Raw genomic sequence first — 17659 nt, forward strand, 5'->3', positions numbered from 1 at the left:
CGCCTCGCTCGAGAGGAACGCTCATGGTCACCATGCACGACGTCGCCGCCCGCGCGAACGTCTCGGTGGCGACGGTCTCGTTCGTCGTGAACGGCACCAAGTCGATCTCCTCCGCCACCACCGCGCGCGTCGAGCAGGCCATGCGGGAGCTCGGGTACCGTCGCAACCCGGTCGGAGCCGCGCTGGCCCGGGGACGCACGAAGATCATCGGCATGCTGTACCCCGCACTGCAGCGTCCGCTCAGCGGCACCGTCGGAGGCTTCTTCACGAGCGCCACCGCCCGCGCGCGCGAGCGCGGCTACCAGCTCGTGCTCTGGCCGATCAGCAACGAGTCCGATGAGGCGATGGCACTGGCCGACACCGGGCTCGTCGACGGCGTGCTGCTGATGGAGGTCCAGCTGAACGACCATCGCGTGCCCGCGCTGATCGCGGGCCGCACGCCGTTCGCCCTCATCGGACGCACCGCCGAGCCGGAGGGGCTCGCCTACGTCGACGTCGACTTCGGCGCCACCGTGTCGACGGCCGTCGAGACCCTCGCGGCTCTCGGACACCGTGACTTCTGCCTGGTGACGGGCGGCTCCCGCGCCGGCCGCTTCGAGGAGCACGGCCCCGCCGAGCGCTCGCGCGCCGCCTTCCTCGCCGACATGGAGAGCGCCGGACTGACGGGCACCGTGCGGTACTGCCTGGAGGACTCGCGCGAGGGCAGGGCGTTCGGGCGCGCGTTCCGCGACGAGCTCCCCGATGCGACGGCCCTGCTGCTGTTGAACGAGCACGCGGCACCGGGCATCGTGATCGGCCTGCGGGAGGCCGGGGTGCGCGTGCCCGATGACCTCTCCATCATCTCGCTGGGCTCCTCGGCCCACATGGCGAACATGGTCGATCCCACCCTGACGTTCCTGCGCTCACCGGCCGACGAGCTGGGACGCCTCGGGGTCGACACCATCATCGACCGCATCGAGAATCCCGACGCGGAGCTGCCCGCGGTGCTCATCCCCTGCGAGATGGTGCCGGGCGACTCCGTCGCGGCAGCGCCGCCTCGGACCTAGTCGAGGTGGTGCGCCTCTCGGAGCCCGACACGCACGAGGTGCTCGTTGACGAAGCGGCCCGTCGGGTCGAGGCGCTCGAACACGGCGCGGGCGTCGGCGAGGCGCGGCACGACCCGCTCGATGCACTCGCGCTCGAACAGATGATTCTTGCCCCAGTGCGGGCGTGCTTCGAACGGGGCGAGCGTCCTTTCGATGAGTCGAAGCGCCGCGGCGACCTCGGCGGACCGGTTCTCCCACGTGAAGTGGATGATGAAGGTCTCCCTTCGGTAGGCGCCGCTGAGCCACAGGTCGTCAGCCGCCGCCGTGCGGAGCTCCGTCCAGATCAGGTGCTCCGTGAAGGCCGCTGCGACCTCGCGCAGTGCTCGGAGCGCGTCCCCGGCGTGCGCGCGATCGATGAAGTACTCGGACTGCCTCTCGTCGCCACGAGAAGGTTCGGCGTCAGCACGGAAATGCGGGAGTCGCTGATACCAGGGACCGGGCGTACCGAGCTCGGTGACGTTGTCGCCCATCCCGAGCGCCGACAGTCCGCCGTCTGAGAGCCGTCCGTCGAGGAGCCGACCGGCGACCGCATCCGTGGCATCCTCCACTCGCCGTTTGACCCACACCCACCCGAGCTCGTCGCCCCATCGGGTGAACACCGACACGCTGTCGCCGGCCGCCGTGATGGCATCGAGGTCGCCGAGGAGGGCGTCCCAGGTGACGCCGGTGTAGAGGCTCTGCCGCACGTCGTACGTGGCCTGGATGTCGAGCGTCAGCTCGGTGAGGATGCCGAATGCCCCCACTCCGACGGCGACCGCGGGAAAGTCCGGCTCGCCCCGGCGGATGTCGCGGAGCTCGCCCCCGGCATCCATGAAGCGCACGCCGGCGATCGCGGTGGAGAGCACCCCGTTGCGGTCGCCGGAGCCGTGGGTTCCCGTGGAGGTCGCGCCCCCGACGCTGATGTGCGGCAGCGAGCCGGTGTTGTGCAGCGCCCAGCCGGCCTCGTGCAGCTGGCGGGCCAGCACGCCGTATCGTGTCCCGCCGGTGATGCGCACGGTGCGGGTGGACGCGTCGATGACGGCGGGGCGATCGAACCCCACCATGTCGATCAGAACGCCGGTCGTGTCGGGAAGATCCGTGAAGGAGTGCCGGGTGCCGAGGGCGTGCACCGGGACTGATCCTGCGAGCGCCGCACGCAATTCGCTCTCGGAGGAGACCATCACCCTCCGTGCCGCCCGGTACTCGTGAGTCCCTGCCCAGTTGCCCGCCATTCGGTTCATGCCTCTCTCCAGAGGCGGACGTCCCAGGCCGCCAGCCTCACCACGGAACCCCGATCATGCGCCCCCTCGTCGACGACGGACACGACCGTCGAGGCCACCTCGACCTCCGCGGGGCTCCCCGACCAGTTGTGCACCACCCAGAGTCGCGCGCCGCGCGCCCCGACCAGCGAATGCACGGTGACGCCGCGCGGCCGGTCGCCCAGCAGCGCGAGCGATCGCGGCGGGCCTGAGACGTCGGCAATCACCCGCGCGGCCGAGTCTCGATCGGGCAGCGTCCCGACGACCGTGATCTCGCCTTCGCCGACGGACCTCCGGGTGACGGCCGCCCATCGACCGTAGTGCGGATGCCGGTACCCGAGCAGCACCTCCGCCTCCCCCGGTTCCAGCGCGTCGATCCAGCCGTGCGCCTCGCCGACCACGGTGCCGTCCCGTTCGAGCGGGACCGGCGTCGGGGGCGCCGCGAACTCGCGATACGCGACACCGGCGAGAGGCCCGAGGACCGCCGGCGCCGTGACCGACCGCATCCGCCCCTGGTCGTCGGCGTATCCGGTGCGCGGACCGACGACGAGACGACCGCCGAGCCGTGCGTACTCGGCGAGGATCTCGAGTGTGCGATCGGATGCCGCGACGAGCCCGGCCACGATCAGGGTCGGATACCGCGACAGCAGCTCTGCGGCTTCCGTCACCTGCCGCTCATTCACGTACCCGATCTGCAGGCCCGCGTCGATCGCGGCACGGCCGAAGGCACCGACGATCCGCGCATAGGACCCGCGGTCGGGAGCCCCGCCGGACGCGGACAGCGGCGGCTCGAAGGTCATCATCCACTCGCTGTCGTGCGCGTACACGATGCCGATGTCGGCATCCGGTACAGCATCCGCCAGCCATTCCGACGCGGCGGCGAACTCCCGCCCGATCGCGGCGATCTCGTCGTACACCCGGCCCGGCCGGAGGTCGTGCCCGAGGATGCCGCCCCAGTGCACCTCCGCGCCTGAATGCAGGGTGTGCCAGTGCCAGGAGGAGACGAGGCGCGCGCCCCGCGCGACGAGCAGCCACGCGGCCTGCGCGAGCTGGCCGGCGTAGGGAGGTCTCGTCAGCGACGCCGCGCCGATCGACGCCGCGCCGGTCTCGGTGACGAGGAAGGACGCCTGCTTCGTCGCGCGCATCCGATCGGCGCTGAGGATCAGCTGCGGCACGTCATCGGCATACCACTGGCCGCCGGCACCCTCGCGCTCGTAGTCGAGCGAGTCCTGCGCGAGGTAGTACGCGTTGCCGCTGGCGATGTCGAGGTGCGCTCCGACGGCGACGTCGTCCATGGCCGGTCGCTGGTACGCGATGCAGGTGGTGAGCACGGTGTCTTCCGCGACGTACTCGCGCGCGATCCCGGCCTGCCAGCCGATGAACTCGGCGGTGAGCTCGGCTTGGAAGCGGCGCCAGGCGAGGTCGTACGCCGGGGTCGTGTTGCCCGCCGGAGCCCACAGCTCGTCCCACGCGGAGATCCGATGCGACCAGTAGGCCAGCCCCCATTCGCGATTGAGGGTCTCGACATCGCCGTACCGCTCCGCGACCCAGCGGCGGAAGCGCTCGACCACGTGCGCGTTGTGGATGAGGTGCAGGCCCGCCTCGTTGTCGAGCTGCACCCCGATGACGGCCGGGTGCCGGCCGTAGCGTCCGAGCACCGCACGGATCACACGCTCGGCGTACCCGCGGAAGACCTCGGATGCGAAGTCCACCTCCTGCCGGCCGCCCCACGGCACGGAAGAACCGTCCTTGCGGACGACCGCGAGCCCGGGATGCCGGTGACTGAGCCACGGCGGCACGGCGTAGGTCGGGGTGCCGAGGATCACATCGATCCCGTGCTCCGCCGCGCCGTCGAGGACGGGCGCCAGCCACTCGAGGTCGAACTCCCCGTCGCGCGGCTCCCAGGTCGACCAGACCGACTCCCCGACCCGGATGCAGGTGATCCCCGCCTCGACCATGAGTCGGAGATCCGTCGACAGCCGGGCAGGGTCGGGCAGGTACTCGTTGTAGTACGCCGTCCCGAGCCGCGGGCCCTCCGCCCATGCGGACCGGCCACGCGACGTGGTCCCGGGCACCGCTCAGGCCTCGACGCGGGTGATGCGGAGTGCGACCCGCTTCCCCGCGGGCAGATCCACCGGCGCGGAGGCACGATCGAAGGCCTCGTTGCGTGTGACCTCCGTGAGCGTGAACCGACGCCCGACCGGGGTGACGGTCATGCTCCAGGTGTCGATGACGTCGACCTCGAAGACATCGCCGACCACCGGGCTCTCGCCCGGCTGCCCGACCGGGATCCGGAACGACCACGACGCCGGGGCGGAGCGCCCGAGATACTGCACGTACTGCTGTCGATGCCAGCCCGCGACATATGCGGGGTCGTCCCATTTGTCGATCGGATCGAGCCCCGGCACGACGAGGTCGTCGAGGATGCCGCGCAGGAACGCGATCCGCACCGGGGACTCGCCGCGCAGCACGCCGCCCTCGACCATGTGCAGACTGCCGCTCTCGGTGCGGAAGCTCTCGCCGTGCGAGGCATAGCAGCCCGCCACGGTCGTGATCCAGAAGCGGTGGACGAGCTCCGGGCCGTCGAGGTGCCCCCAGCGGTCGGGGATGTCGCCCTCGTACTTGATCTCGTCGAGGACGACCGGCTTCTTCCAGACCTCTCGATAGAGGTTGGCTCGACCGTAGTCCTCCGTCGCCGATCCGTTCTGGATCGAGGCGTGGGTCACCCAGGGCTGGTTGTTGTCGTAGATCTCGATCCAGTTGTGGATCGAGCGCAGGTGATCGTGGGGGTCGACCGAGGCGAGGAGCGCCCCGACCCGGTCCCACCGATCATCCGACCGCTCGAGCTGGTCGAACTCGTTGCACAGCGACCACCACACGTGCGCGTACCCCGACAGCCGCGCGACGAGGTACCGCAGGTAGACGGCGTCCTCCTCCTCGCTCAGCGCGTCGAGTCCGAACTGGCCGCGGTCGTAGGCGTCGAAGATGAGCACGTCGGCCTGGATGCCGCGCGCGCCGAGCATCTCGACGGCACGGTCGAGGCGCTGGAAGAACTCCGGCACCGGGCGGCTGACGTCCCAGCGACCCTCGATCTTCTCGAAGGGCATCAGCGCGGGAACGTGCTCGATGTAGCCGCCGCCCTGCGGGAAGACCATGAACCGCAGCTTGTTGAAGCCGATCTCGGCGATGTCGTCGACCGTCTGCGTGAACAGCGGCTCCTCCTGGTGCAGCCAGTTGTAGGCGGTCGTCCCCACCGGGCGGTAGGGCGTGCCGTCGGCGTGCGCGAAGTGGAAGCGGTGCGCGACCCGCACCGGGCCGTGCGCGGTGCGCGGCCCGACGTCGAAGCTGCCGCTCGTTCGGTCGAGCGCGGTCCGCGCCCCCTCGACCTCCCACGTCCAGGTGCCCTCGGTCTCGGGGCCGATGCGCACGCGATACGTCGTCCCACCGTCCCAGAACGCGGGGACCACGAGCTCATCCCCGCCGTTGCGCAGGCGCACCGAGAAGGGCGGCTCTGCACCGATCGGCAGACGATCCGCGCCCTCGAAGGCGAGCTCGACGGTGTCGTACCTGGGGAACATCATCATCCTCCTGCGTCGGCGGCCACCCGTCGTCGGGCGTCGATGATCTCCAGTCTTGCATAATCCTTGCTCTATGAATCTCTATTCAAAGCGAATCTGCGAGAATATACTTTCATCAGCGAATCTCCATCCGTTCCCGCTGAAGCAGGAGGACCACCGTGTCGTCGACCCCCTTCGCCGCCCCCGTCGACGGCCAGCTGCGCCTGCTCACCAAGGTGGCGCGAATGTACCACGAACGCGGCATCCGCCAGTCGGAGATCGCCGCAGCCCTCAGCATCTCCCAGGCCAAGGTCTCCCGTCTGCTCAAGCGCGCGGAGACCGCGGGGATCGTGCGCACCATCGTCACGGTCGCTCCCGGCGTGCACGCCGAGCTCGAGGAGCGCCTCGAGCTCGGGTACGGGATCTCCGAGGCGGTCATCGTCGACGTGGAACCGGATGCCGACGAGGCCGAGCTGCTCGCCGCCATCGGCGCCGGAGCCGCCGGCTACCTCGAGGCGTCACTGTCGGGCGCCGACCGGATCGGCGTCTCCTCGTGGAGTCGTTCCGTGCTCGCGATGACCGACCGCATGCGCCCCCTTCCGACGCGCGGGGCGACGGAGGTCGTGCAGCTGCTGGGCGGCACCGGTGCCCCCGAGGTGCAGAGCCACTCGCACCGACTGCTCAGCTCGCTCGCGCGGATGCTCGGCGCCGACCCCGTCTACGTGCAGGCCCCGGGCATCGTGGCGGACCCCGCCGTGCGCGACAGCCTGCTCAAGGACCCGTCGATGCAGGAGACCATGCGCCACTGGGAGTCGCTGACGATGACCATCATGGGCATCGGCAGCATCGACCCGTCCGATGTGCTGTCCACGAGCGGGAACGCGTTCGCCGATGACGAGCGTGCTCAGCTGCTCGCCGAGGGCGCCGTGGGCGACATCTGCCACCATGTCTTCCGTGTCGACGGATCACCGGTGACCGGCGAGATCGACGACCGCGTGATCGCCATCCCGGTGGACAAGCTCCTGCGCATCCCGCGGCGCGTGGGGATCGCCGGCGGCGAGCGCAAGCTCGACGCCATCCGGGGCGCGATCGCCGGCGGCTGGGTGACGGCGCTGGTGACCGACCTGCACACGGCCGAGCGCCTCGCCGAGACGATCTGACGGTCGTCGGCGGGCGACGAGACTACAGCGCCGCGACCGCCTCGCTCAGACGTCGGATGCCGGGGTCGAGGCTCGTGAGCACGCGGGCCGTCACGTCGACGCCCTGCGCCGCGCTGGCCATCGACGCCTGCGCGAGCACGACGACGTCAGCACCCGCCGCCAGACGCTCGATCGCGGCGCCGACCAGCCGGTCGTGCGTGGCCCTGTCGCCGCCGGCGACGGCCTCGAAGGCCCCGGCGACGACCTCGCTGACGAACTCCGGTGCGCGTCCTGCGAGTTCCGCGCGCTCGCGGAGCAGGGCGAGCGTCGGGGTGAGGGTCGTCGGGAGAGTCGCCAGGACGGCGATCCGCTCCCCCGCGGCGACCGCGTCGTCGGCCATGGCCTCGTCGATCCGCAGCACGGGGATGCCCACGGCATCCGCCGTCGGACCGGCCAGGTGGGAGATCGACGAGCACGTGAACATGACGACATCGGCCCCGCCGGCGCGTGCCGCCTGTGCCAGGTCGATCAGGCGCTCCGGCACGGATGCCGCCCGCTCGGGGTCTCCGAGGTCGGCGACGATCTTGTCGTCGAGGTAGTTCACGGTCGTGGCCCCGGCGAGGTGCTCGCGCGCGAGGACGGCGACGGGCGGGATCACGACGGCTCCGGTGTGGATGAAGGCGACGCGCGGGGCGGAGGAGGTCATCGGATCATCCTTTCAGGGCACCGCCGGCCATGCCGGCCATGATCTTCTTGTTGAGCGCCAGGAACACGATCATCAGGACGACGATGTTGAGGCTCACGGCCGCGAACAGCGGACCGTACTGCGTGGAGCCGTACTCGTCGCTCAGACTGAGCAGGCCGACCTGGATCGTCGCGAGCTCCGGCTTTGTGGTGAACGTCAGCGCGATCAGCAGATCGTTCCAGACGCTGAAGAACTGCACGAGACCGACGGTGAGGATGGCGTTCTTCATCATCGGCATGCCGATCAGGAAGAACGACCGCAGCGGACCCGACCCGTCGACGGTCGCGGCCTCGAAGATCTCCCGCGGGACGGCACGGAAGTACGTCGCCATGAGGAACGTCGTCAGCGGCAGCCCCATCACGGTGTAGGTGATGATCATCGGCAGCATGGTGTTCGTGAGGCCGAGTCGGAAGTAGACGATGAACAGCGGGACGAGGATCATCTGCCCCGGCACCATGATGCCCGCGAGCACGTAGAGCAGGACCGCGTTGCGGCCCTTCCAGATCATGACCTCGAGCGCGTACCCGGCGGCGACGCCGATGAAGACGATCAGCAGGACCGACGGGATCGTCACGATGATGCTGTTGAGGTAGTTGCGGGCGACATCGCCGTTCGTGAGGGCGGCGACGTAGTTGTCGAACTGCCAGGTCTTCGGCAGTGAGAGCGCGGGGTCGGAGAGGAACTCCGACTGCGTCTTGAAGGAGCCGAGAAGCATCCAGACCTGCGGATAGAGCACGACCACCATGAGGAGCGCGACCAGGATCCAGACCGGGATGCGGCGGACGGCGCGCATCGCGGCGCGGCGGCCCTGACCCGGGCGGGGCCGCTGCACCGTGGGGGTGGCGACGGTGGGCTGTGTCTGCGTCTGCAGCGTCGTCATGATCAGACCTCCGCCTTGCGTCGCTGCGATCGGAAGATCGCGAGGGTGAAGACCAGGCACAGGATCGTGAGCACGAGGGCGATGGTCGAGCCGTATCCGTACTCGGCGTACTCGAACGCCGTGCGGTACATGTACAGCGTCAGCGGGGCCGTCGATGTGCCGGGCTGGCCGTTGTTCAGAGCCAGGAGGCTGTCGAAGACCTTGAGCGTCGAGTTCAGGCTGAAGATGATCGACGACAGCAGAATCGGGAGGGACAGCGGCAGGATGATGTTCTTCACCAGCCGCAGGCCGTTCGCGCCGTCGAGCCGCGCCGACTCGATGATCTCCTCGGGGATGTCGAGCAGGCCGGCGTAGAGCAGCACCGCGTAGAAGCCCATCGAGCTCCAGAGCGTCATGACGATCGCCGTCGACATCGTGCCCGCCGTCGACGCGAGCACCTCGACGCTCTCACCGCCGAAGAAGTTGATGATGTCGTTGACCGGCCCCTGGTTGTCTCCCACCGCCACGAAGCTCTTGAAGAGCAGCGCCACCGCGACCGTGGGGAGGATGGCCGGGAAGAACACGATCGTGCGCACGAGGGACGAGCCCTTGCGCAGCACGAAGACGTAGAGGAGCGCGAGCCCGTATCCGAGGGCGACCTGGCCGATCGTCGCGACGATGGCGAAGAACACGCTGACGCCGAGGGACTGCAGCGCGGCCTTGTCGGTGAAGAACGTCGTGAAGTTCTCGATGCCGACCCAGTCGAAGCCGCGCAGGGTGTTCCCCTCGAAGAACGACAGGCCGAACGACCACAGCACCGGCACGATCTTCAGCAGCGTGTACAGCAGAAGGGCGGGGCCGAGGAGGATGAAGATCGTCTTGCGATCTCCGAAGATCGAGTTCATTCGCTCGGTCCTTTCTCGGAAGAAGCCGACTCCTCACCTGTGCGGCGAGGAGTCGGCTTCAGGTCAGCGGTTGGCGTCGATGCTGTCCTGCAGCGCCGCCATGTAGTCCTCCGGAGACATCTGACCGGTGGTGAGGAGGGTGCCGTTGGTGGACGCGAGCGAGTTGCTCTTCGGGTCCATCAGGGCCTCGAACCACAGTACGGTCTCGTCGATGCCGGCGATGCGCTCCTGGATGTCGAGCGTGTTCGGGCTGATGTCGCTGACCTCGCCGTTCACCGCGAAGCCCGAGATCGAGCCGGTGTCCTGGAGGGCCTGCTGGCCGTAGTTCTCGGAGATGCAGGCGACCCAGTCCTTGACCTTCGGGCCGAACTGCCCGGCGTCGATGATCATCGGCGCTCCGGCGTTCGCCGGGTACTGGTCGATCGAGCCCTTGCCGCCGTCGACCGCGGGGAACGGCATGAAGCCGACGTTCTCGCCGCCGATCTGGTTGCGCTCCGGGTCGTTGATGGCGCTCAGCAGCCAGGTGCCGTCGTAGGCCATGCCGGCCTTGCCGGTCAGGAACAGGTTCGACGTGGCATCGGGGTCGCGGGTCGAGAAGCCCTCGCCGAAGTAGCCCTTCTCCGCGTACGCGGCGAGCGCCTCGGCGCCGGCGACGTACTCCGGGTCGGTCAGCTTCGCGTCTCCGTCGGCGACGGCCTGCATCGCCTCGGGACCGACGTTGCGGAAGATGTACATGCCCAGCAGACGCGTGAGCGGGAAGCCCGCGGCACCGGCCTGGGCCATCGCCGTGTAGCCCGCGTCCTGCAGCTCCTGCGAGACCTCGGCGAGCTCGTCCCAGGTCTTCGGCTCCTCGAGGCCGAGCTCTTCGAAGATCTGCTTGTTGTAGAAGATGCCCTCGATGTTGTACTGGTACGGCAGCGAGACGAAGCCGCCGTAGACCTGCTCGACGGTGGATGCCGCGGCGGGGAGCACGTTGTCCCACGCGTCCTTCTCCTCCAGTGCCGCCTTCAGGTCGCCGACCAGACCGGCGGCGCCGAGGTCGCCGTCGGGGCGGATGAGCGCCGTACCGGCGATCGTGTGGGTCGGGAGGGCGTTCTGACTGGCCAGCAGCGTGATGCGCTGCACGGTGTCGGCCTGCGCGATCTTCTGGTGCTCGATGGGGAGCGCCTCGTTCTCGGCCTTGCACTGGTCGGCGGCGAGGGCGTCGAGCGTCGGGCCGATGACCGTGTTCTCGTTCGCCGTCATGACCGTGAAGGCCTCGGGGTCGGTGCCGCCGTCGGACGAGCCACCACCACCGCCGCCGTTGTCACCGGAGCCGCCGCATGCCGCGAGGGGCAGCGCCGCGGCGACGACGATTCCGAGCGCGAGCCACTTGCGGCCGCGGGTGCTGTGGATGTTCATGACGTCCTCCTTGACGAAGTGCAGGGCGATGCGGGTACGACACGAGAATAGAATCGTTTCAACGGTGTGTCAACAATCAGTATTGAAAATATATTCACATCGACCCCGATTCCGCGCTAGCATGCATGATCATGCAGTCCTGTGATCTCTTGCACGGCGTGGGACCTGACTGCGGGAACTGATGGCAGCAGCCTCGGAAGGAACACGTCATGTCGACGACGAAGACTCTGCGCGAAACGAGCCCTCTGCGGCCGCTCGGCGCGGAGAGCGCCCGCTGGACCCATGGCTTCTGGGGAGGCATCCACGATCGCACCCGTGACGTCACGGTCCCGCAGATCTGGTCGTCGCTCAGCGACCCGGCGGTGAGCCCGGGACTGGCGAACTTCCGCATCGCGGCGGGTCTCGAAGAGGGCGAGCACCTCGGCCCCTCCTTCATGGACGGCGACTTCTACAAGTGGCTGGAGGCGGCCATCGCCAGCCTCGAGACCGACCCGGACGACGAGCTCGCCCGGCGCATCGAGGACATCGCCGCGCTGATCGCCTCGGTGCAGCGCCCCGACGGCTACCTCCACACTCCGACCATCATCGCGGACCGCAACGACGTCGATGTCGCCGCCCTCGCCGACCGTTTCCACTTCGAGACCTACAACCTCGGCCACCTGATCACCGCGGGTGTGCGGCACCACGAGGTCACCGGATCCGACACGCTGCTCGACGCGGCACGCAAGGCCGCCGGCTTCCTCGAGGACCTCGCCACGAACAAGCCCCTGGAGCTCGCCCGCAGCGCCATCTGCCCCTCGCACTACATGGCCGTCATCGAGCTCTACCGGGTGACCCACGAGGAGCGCTACCTGCGTCTCGCCGAGGCGTTCGTCCGCGTGCGCGACGACTTCGAGGGCGGCGACGACAACCAGGACCGCGTGCCGATCCGCGATCAGACGGTCGTCGCCGGGCACGCCGTCCGCGCCAACTACCTCTACGCGGGCCTCGCCGACCTGGTGCTCGAGACCGGAGACGCGGAGCTGAAGGGCGTGCTGGAGCGGCTCTGGCAGGACGTGGTCGACACCAAGCTCTACATCACCGGCGGATGCGGCGCCCTCTACGACGGCGCCTCGCCGGACGCCTCCCCGTGGCAGCGCGACATCAGCCGCGTGCACCAGGCGTACGGCCGCGCCTACCAGCTCCCCCACACCACCGCCCACAACGAATCGTGCGCCAACATCGGCATGATCTTCTGGAGCGAGCGGATGCTCGCCCTCACCGGCGATGCGAAGTACGCGGATGTGATCGAGCAGGTCGCGTACAACAGCCTGCTGGCGAGCATCAGCCTGGGCGGCTCCGAGTACTTCTACACGAACGCCCTGCGCCAGGTCCGCGACCTCCCCTACCCGCTGCGCCGTCCGGGCGACACCGCGATCCACCCGACTCCGCCGCCACCGCCCTCCGACGAGCGGCTGCGCGAGGGCTATCTCGCCTGCTTCTGCTGCCCGCCGAACATCGCCCGCACGCTCGCGCGGTTCCATGAGCGCGCCGCCGCCCTCGGTGACGACGGCCTGTACGTGCACCAGTACGGCGGCAGCGAGCTGACCGTGTCGACGGACGACGGCCGGTCGCTCGCCCTCCGCGAGGACAGCGACTACCCCTGGAGCGAGACGCTCACGTTCACCGTGTCCGCGGCATCGGGCGGCGGCCTCCCCCTGCACCTGCGCATCCCCGGCTGGAGCGAGGGGGCGACGGCGACCGTCAACGGTGTCGAGGTCGAGGTGTCGGCACCGGGCACCTACACCCGGATCGACCGCGCCTGGACAGCGGGCGACGTGGTCGTGCTGACGCTGCCGATGCCCGTGCGGATCCTGCGGGGTCACCGACTCGCCGAGGAGACGGCCAACCAGGTCGCGGTGCGACGCGGGCCGGTGGTCTACGCCCTGGAGAGCGCCGATCTGCCCGACGGCGTCGTGCTCGAGCAGGCCGCGCTCCGGCGCGGGATCGAACTGACGCCGGTGCCGACCGAGATCGACGGCCACCGCGTCGTCGCCCTCGACACCGAGATCGCCGTGCTGCCGACCACGGCGGAGGACTCGCTGTACGACCTGATCGGCGACGCCGAGGTCACCACGGCTCCCGCCCGCCTCGTCCCGTACTACACGTGGGGCAACCGGGGCGCGGGCGAGATGTCCGTGTGGCTCCCCCTGGTGTGGTGATCGGGATGAGCACCCACCACGTCGTCGCGACGTATGTCATCGAGACCTCCCTTCCGCTGCAGCACGCGGCCGAGGTGCTGGCGGGCGAGCAGTCCACCGGCACCTTCGTGCGCGTGCAGCGGGAGTCCGACGACGTGCGGGCGCGGTTCGCGGCCCAGGTCGAGTCGCTCCAGGAGATCCCGCTCACCGGCGCCTCCCCGCTGCCCGGCGCGGTCGGCGATCCCGCGGGGCGGCGCAGGGCCGTGCTGCGGCTGCGCTTCCCGCTCGACAACTTCGGGCCGTCGCTCCCGAACCTGCTCGCGGCCGTCGCCGGAAACCTCTTCGAGATCAAGGAGCTCTCCGCGGTGCGCCTGATCGACCTCGATCTGCCTGCCGCGTTCGCGGAGCGCTACCACGGCCCCCGCTTCGGCGTGGAGGGCACGCGTCGGCTGATGGGCGCATCCGACGGCGCGATGATCGGCACGATCATCAAGCCCAGCATCGGACTCGCCCCGACCGAGCTCGCCGAAGTCGTCGGAGAGCTCGCTGAGGCGGGCATCGACTTCATCAAGGACGACGAGCTGCAGGGGAACGGTCCGTCCTCGCCGCTGTCCGCACGCGTGGCCGCGGTCATGCCGGTGCTGCACCGATACGCCGACCGCACCGGCCGCATGCCGATGTACGCGTTCAACATCACCGACGACATCTCACGCCTCGAGGCGAACCACGATCTGGTGGTCGCCGCCGGCGGCACCTGCGTCATGGCGTGCGTCAACCTCGTCGGCCTCGCGGGTCTCGAGTTCCTCAGCGCGCACACGGCGGTCCCCATCCACGGGCACCGCACGATGTTCGGGGCGATCGGCCGGTCGGAGCAGGTCGGGATAGGCTTTCGCGCGTGGCAGAAGATCGCCCGCCTCTCGGGTGCGGATCATCTGCACACCAACGGCATCAGCAACAAGTTCTATGAGACGGACGACGAGGTGCTCGACTCCATCGCCGCGGTCCGCGAACCGCTTCTGGGCATCGCCCCGACCGTTCCCGTGCTCTCGAGCGGCCAGTGGGGCGGGCTCGCGCACGCCACGTACCGCGCGGTCGGCACGACGGATCTGCTGGTCCTCGCCGGCGGCGGCATCCACGGCCACCCGGACGGCGCGGCGGCCGGCGTGAGCAGCATGCGCGACGCCTGGGCATCCGCCGCGAGGGGCGAGTCGGCGCAGGAGGCCGTCGAGCGGTCCGGCGCCCTGCGGCGGGCGACCGAGGTGTTCGGCCCCGTCCGTGTCTGAGATCCGCGCGGCGTTCTACGGCGACGACTTCACCGGGAGCGTCGACGCGCTGCTGCAGTTCGCGCGGCGCGGATGGTCGGGCCGGCTCTTCACCACGCTCCCGACGCCCGCAGCGCTGCACGCGGCAGCGCGCGAGGTCGACGTGGTCGGGATCGCGGGCATCGCGCGTTCGCTCCCGCCGGAGCGGATGGATGCCGAGGTCACCCCCGCGCTGCAGGCGCTGGTCGCGACCGGCGCTCCGATCGTGCAGTACAAGGCCTGCTCCACCGCGGACTCCGCGCCGGAGGTGGGCAGCCTCGGACGCGTGATCGAGATCGGGCGCGAGATCGTCGCACCGCGTCCGGTGCCGATGCTGTTCGCCCAGCCGGACTTCGGGCGCTTCACCCTGTTCGGCACGCACTTCGCGTCGGAGAACGGCGTCGTCCATCGTCTCGACCGCCAGCCGACCATGTCGACCCACCCGTCGACCCCGATGACCGAGGCCGACCTGGCGATCCACATCGGCCGGCAGACCGCCCTGCCCGTGGGAGCCCTGCCGCTGACCGCGTACGCGGACCTCGCCCAGCGCCTGCGCGACGCAGACGTGGCCGGAGTCGTGCTGGATGCCGTGACCGACGCCGACCTCGTCACTGTCGGCACCGCCCTGCGCGACCTCTCCGCACCCGTGTTCGCGATCGGCTCCGGCGGTCTCTCGCAGGGCATCGCCGCAGCCGCCCCCGGCATGAGCGCGGCGGTTCCCGTCGCGACGCCCGCCGCGGGAGCGGTGCTGGTCGTCTCGGGCAGCCGCTCGCCGCAGACGCGCCGTCAGGCCGAGGCCGCCGCGGCGGCCGGGTGGCTGGTGCGGCCGCTGCCCCTCGACCTCGCCGGCGCCGCCGAGGCCGCACAGGAGGCCGTGGCTGCGCTCGCCTCCGGCCGCGGGGTGGTCTTCACATCCGCCGACGCCGAGGTGTCGGCGGTCGGCGACCGTCCGATCCTCGAGGCGATCGCGGAGGCATCGGCGATCATCGTCGATGCCGCTGCACAGGCGCGAGCCTCACGCCGCGTGATCGTGTGCGGCGGTGACACGTCCAGTCGCATCACTCGATTGCTCGGCATCGAGGCGCTCTCCATCGCCGCGAATCCCTGGGGCAATGTCGTGCTGCTGCGGCCGCACGCCGCGGACCCCGCGATCGACCGGCTGGAGCTGCTGCTCAAGGGCGGCCAGGTCGGTGCCGACACGCTGTTCCTCGACGTGGCCGCGCTCGACGGCTGCGCCCGAAGGGGCACTCGATTCGCTAGTCGTCCCCTGCGCCCCAGCGTCCCAGAGCGGTGATCGCCTCGCTCAGGGCCAGGCCGCGCTCGGTCAGCGCGTAGGCGCGGGTGTTGTGCCGGAGAGGCAGCCGCGTCAGCACGCCGGCCGCTTCGAGTTCGCGCAGACGCGTCGCCAGCATGTTCGTCGGCGCACCGAGGTCGCGCTGCAGGTCGCCGTAGCGCTGCGGGCCGTCGAGCAGCCGCTCCACGATGAGCAGCGCCCACCGCGCGCCGACGATGTCGAGGGCCGCGGCGAGATCGCTCACGCCGCGGGTTCGTCCGCCGGCTTCATCCAGAACGGGGAGTAGTGGTAGCCGTCGGGATCGTCGAACTGGCGCTGGTACATGAAGGGATAGTCGTCGGTGTCGCCGATGCGTCCACCGGCGGCACCGGCGCGCTCGACGAACTCGTCGACCGCCTCGCGGCTGCCGAGGTCGAACGAGACCGTGACCTTGGAGGGGGTGTCGGGGCCGCCGATGAGCTCCTCGACTCCTCCGACGCTCGCGTACATCTCGCGGCTGCCGAGCATGACGTACTGCTCGGGCGCGATCGCGAAGCACGACACGTTGTGATCCGACATCTCGGCATTGAGGGTCCAGCCGAGCGCGGTGTAGAAGGCGGTCGCGCGTTCGACGCTCTCGACCGGGCAGGTGATGAAGAGGCTCATGCGCTCATACTTGCAAAATACAAGTAAGGCGTCAAGAGGGTGTCAGCGTCGAGCGAGCGGATCTACCTGACGGGCGTCATCCGGCGGATCTTCGTGGCGTATCCGTCGAGGACACGGAGTATCCCGCGGTGCTGCCAGACACGATTGCGCCCCCTGCCGGTCGTCTCGACGAGCACTCCTCGGTCGGCGAGCGCGCCCAGCGCGCGCAGAGCTGCCATCTCGCCGAAGCCGAGTGTGTCCACGAGGTACTGCGTGTTCACAGCAGGCTGGCCGACCAGTGCGGGCAGCAGCCTCCACGCTGCGGCGTCGGCGCGGAGGCCCTGCATCCGGCTGCGCGATCCGTCCAGCTCGGCGACGAGATCATCGACGAGCTGCGTTCCCGTCGTCGCAGCGATACGGCTCGCGGCGGCGAACGCCCGGATGATCGGCCCCGCATCCCCCTCACGAAAAGAGGTGAGGGCTGCGAAGTAGCTTCCCGTGTCCAGGAGGAGGCCTGCGGAGATCGGCACCGCTGTCGAGCCGACCAGCCCCTTGTTCCGCAGGATCGACTGCGCCAGTGCACGGCCGGTTCGGCCGTTGCCGTCGACGAACGGATGAATGGTCTCGAATTGTGCGTGCGCGACGGCGACCTGGACCAGGATGGAGAGGTCCTGCCGCTGGACGAATCGGATGAGGTCGGCCATCGCGGCGGGAATCCGCTGCTGGTGAGGCGCGACGAACTCGGCCAGGCGCGGACCTGCATCCCCCACCCCGATCCAGACCTGCTCCTGGCGGTACTGGCCGGCGTCCTGCTCGGATCCGACCTGATGCCGAAGGAGCGCTGCGTGCATCTGGAGGATGGCGTCTTCCGTGATGTCTGCAGAGAGCGCCAGAGCCGCTTCCATTGCACGGACATTGCCGATGACAGTGAGCGCGTTGCTCTTCCCCCCTTCGTCGATCTCGGCGAGGGCGAGTTGCTTTGCGGATGTCGTCAGCTGCTCGATCTGCGAGCTCGACGCGGATTCGGTGCGCAGCAGGATCGCCGCCATCGGCCCGAGGACAGGACTGCCCATGCCGAGCCTGCGCTGGGCGTGGTCGTCGAAGGCGACCAGGCGACGGGTCGCATCCTCGATGTCCGCCGCGTCTTCGGCGGATATCCGAGGGCGCCACTCCGCGATCCGTGCAGTGATCGTCGCTTCATACGACCCCGTCTGCCGTTCGACCTCGGCTCGCGAGTACATCTCGGGCGCGCGCGGCGTCCAGTGAAGACTCTCGTGCGCGACAGCGTCGACGGAGATTCGCATGGTCGGGGAAGCCGTGGGCATACCAGT

At 69.7% G+C, this 17659-nt stretch carries 15 protein-coding genes; 5 read left to right on the forward strand and 10 right to left on the reverse strand.

What is annotated here, in order from left to right; all coding sequences use genetic code 11:
- Positions 1 to 23 precede the first annotated feature (23 nt).
- Positions 24 to 1046 (forward strand): LacI family DNA-binding transcriptional regulator, encoded by a 1023-nt coding sequence (locus tag LBN7_RS06065; RefSeq protein WP_407361244.1) that lies wholly within the window; start codon positions 24 to 26, stop codon positions 1044 to 1046.
- On the opposite strand, the gene LBN7_RS06070 is transcribed toward LBN7_RS06065, so the two are convergent.
- From LBN7_RS06070 to LBN7_RS06080, 3 genes are read right to left on the reverse strand one after another with little or no spacing between them, the layout of a single operon-like run.
- On the reverse strand, positions 1043 to 2245 hold the full coding sequence (locus tag LBN7_RS06070) for a D-arabinono-1,4-lactone oxidase (RefSeq protein ID WP_407361245.1): 1203 nt from the start codon (positions 2243 to 2245) through the stop codon (positions 1043 to 1045). The two genes, LBN7_RS06065 and LBN7_RS06070, sit on opposite strands and share 4 nt — an antisense overlap.
- A gap of 56 nt (positions 2246 to 2301) precedes the next feature.
- Complete coding sequence (locus LBN7_RS06075) at positions 2302 to 4398, reverse strand: beta-galactosidase (protein WP_407361246.1); 2097 nt, start codon at positions 4396 to 4398, stop codon at positions 2302 to 2304.
- A gap of 3 nt (positions 4399 to 4401) precedes the next feature.
- Positions 4402 to 5904 carry a DUF4038 domain-containing protein gene (locus tag LBN7_RS06080; protein ID WP_407361247.1) on the reverse strand — a complete coding sequence of 501 codons (1503 nt, stop codon included), beginning with the start codon at positions 5902 to 5904 and terminating at the stop codon, positions 4402 to 4404.
- Positions 5905 to 6059: 155 nt separating this feature from the next.
- Between LBN7_RS06080 and LBN7_RS06085 the strand changes: the two genes are divergently transcribed.
- Positions 6060 to 7040 (forward strand): sugar-binding transcriptional regulator, encoded by a 981-nt coding sequence (locus LBN7_RS06085; protein WP_116634249.1) that lies wholly within the window; start codon positions 6060 to 6062, stop codon positions 7038 to 7040.
- A 22-nt stretch (positions 7041 to 7062) separates the two neighbouring features.
- Here LBN7_RS06085 and LBN7_RS06090 read toward each other — a convergent pair whose 3' ends face one another.
- From LBN7_RS06090 to LBN7_RS06105, 4 genes are all read right to left on the reverse strand, one after another.
- On the reverse strand, positions 7063 to 7725 hold the full coding sequence (locus tag LBN7_RS06090; protein ID WP_407361248.1) for an aspartate/glutamate racemase family protein: 663 nt from the start codon (positions 7723 to 7725) through the stop codon (positions 7063 to 7065).
- Between the two features lie 4 nt (positions 7726 to 7729).
- On the reverse strand, positions 7730 to 8644 hold the full coding sequence (locus tag LBN7_RS06095) for a carbohydrate ABC transporter permease (protein WP_116634247.1): 915 nt from the start codon (positions 8642 to 8644) through the stop codon (positions 7730 to 7732).
- Between the two features lie 2 nt (positions 8645 to 8646).
- Entirely contained in the window at positions 8647 to 9528 is an 882-nt protein-coding gene (locus tag LBN7_RS06100) for a carbohydrate ABC transporter permease (RefSeq protein WP_116634246.1), read from the reverse strand.
- Between the two features lie 63 nt (positions 9529 to 9591).
- Entirely contained in the window at positions 9592 to 10929 is a 1338-nt protein-coding gene (locus tag LBN7_RS06105) for an ABC transporter substrate-binding protein (RefSeq protein ID WP_116634245.1), read from the reverse strand.
- A gap of 209 nt (positions 10930 to 11138) precedes the next feature.
- Here LBN7_RS06105 and LBN7_RS06110 point away from each other — a divergent pair, with 209 nt between their 5' ends.
- The 3 genes from LBN7_RS06110 to LBN7_RS06120 are packed head-to-tail and all read left to right on the forward strand — an operon-like array spanning position 11139 to position 15704.
- A complete protein-coding gene (locus LBN7_RS06110) occupies positions 11139 to 13130 on the forward strand; it encodes a glycoside hydrolase family 127 protein (RefSeq protein ID WP_407361249.1) in 1992 nt (663 codons plus the stop codon).
- A gap of 5 nt (positions 13131 to 13135) precedes the next feature.
- Entirely contained in the window at positions 13136 to 14392 is a 1257-nt protein-coding gene (locus LBN7_RS06115) for a RuBisCO large subunit C-terminal-like domain-containing protein (RefSeq protein ID WP_407361250.1), read from the forward strand.
- Positions 14385 to 15704 carry a four-carbon acid sugar kinase family protein gene (locus tag LBN7_RS06120; RefSeq protein WP_407361251.1) on the forward strand — a complete coding sequence of 440 codons (1320 nt, stop codon included), beginning with the start codon at positions 14385 to 14387 and terminating at the stop codon, positions 15702 to 15704. Before LBN7_RS06115 ends, LBN7_RS06120 begins: the two co-directional genes overlap by 8 nt.
- On the opposite strand, the gene LBN7_RS06125 is transcribed toward LBN7_RS06120, so the two are convergent.
- The 3 genes from LBN7_RS06125 to LBN7_RS06135 form a co-directional block, all read right to left on the reverse strand.
- Positions 15667 to 15948: a helix-turn-helix domain-containing protein gene (locus LBN7_RS06125; RefSeq protein WP_116634242.1), complete on the reverse strand. Its 282-nt coding sequence runs from the start codon at positions 15946 to 15948 to the stop codon at positions 15667 to 15669. The genes LBN7_RS06120 and LBN7_RS06125 overlap by 38 nt on opposite strands.
- The gene (locus tag LBN7_RS06130) at positions 15945 to 16349 is read right to left on the reverse strand and encodes a VOC family protein (RefSeq protein WP_341946420.1); all 405 of its coding nucleotides are present in this window, start codon (positions 16347 to 16349) and stop codon (positions 15945 to 15947) included. The genes LBN7_RS06125 and LBN7_RS06130 overlap by 4 nt, the downstream gene beginning before the upstream one ends.
- A gap of 62 nt (positions 16350 to 16411) precedes the next feature.
- The gene (locus LBN7_RS06135) at positions 16412 to 17653 is read right to left on the reverse strand and encodes a Fic family protein (RefSeq protein WP_407361252.1); all 1242 of its coding nucleotides are present in this window, start codon (positions 17651 to 17653) and stop codon (positions 16412 to 16414) included.
- Between the last annotated feature and the right edge of the window lie 6 nt (positions 17654 to 17659).

The sequence above is a fragment of the Microbacterium sp. LBN7 genome (assembly GCF_045690345.1).
In the GTDB taxonomy this organism is placed as follows: Bacteria; Actinomycetota; Actinomycetes; order Actinomycetales; family Microbacteriaceae; genus Microbacterium.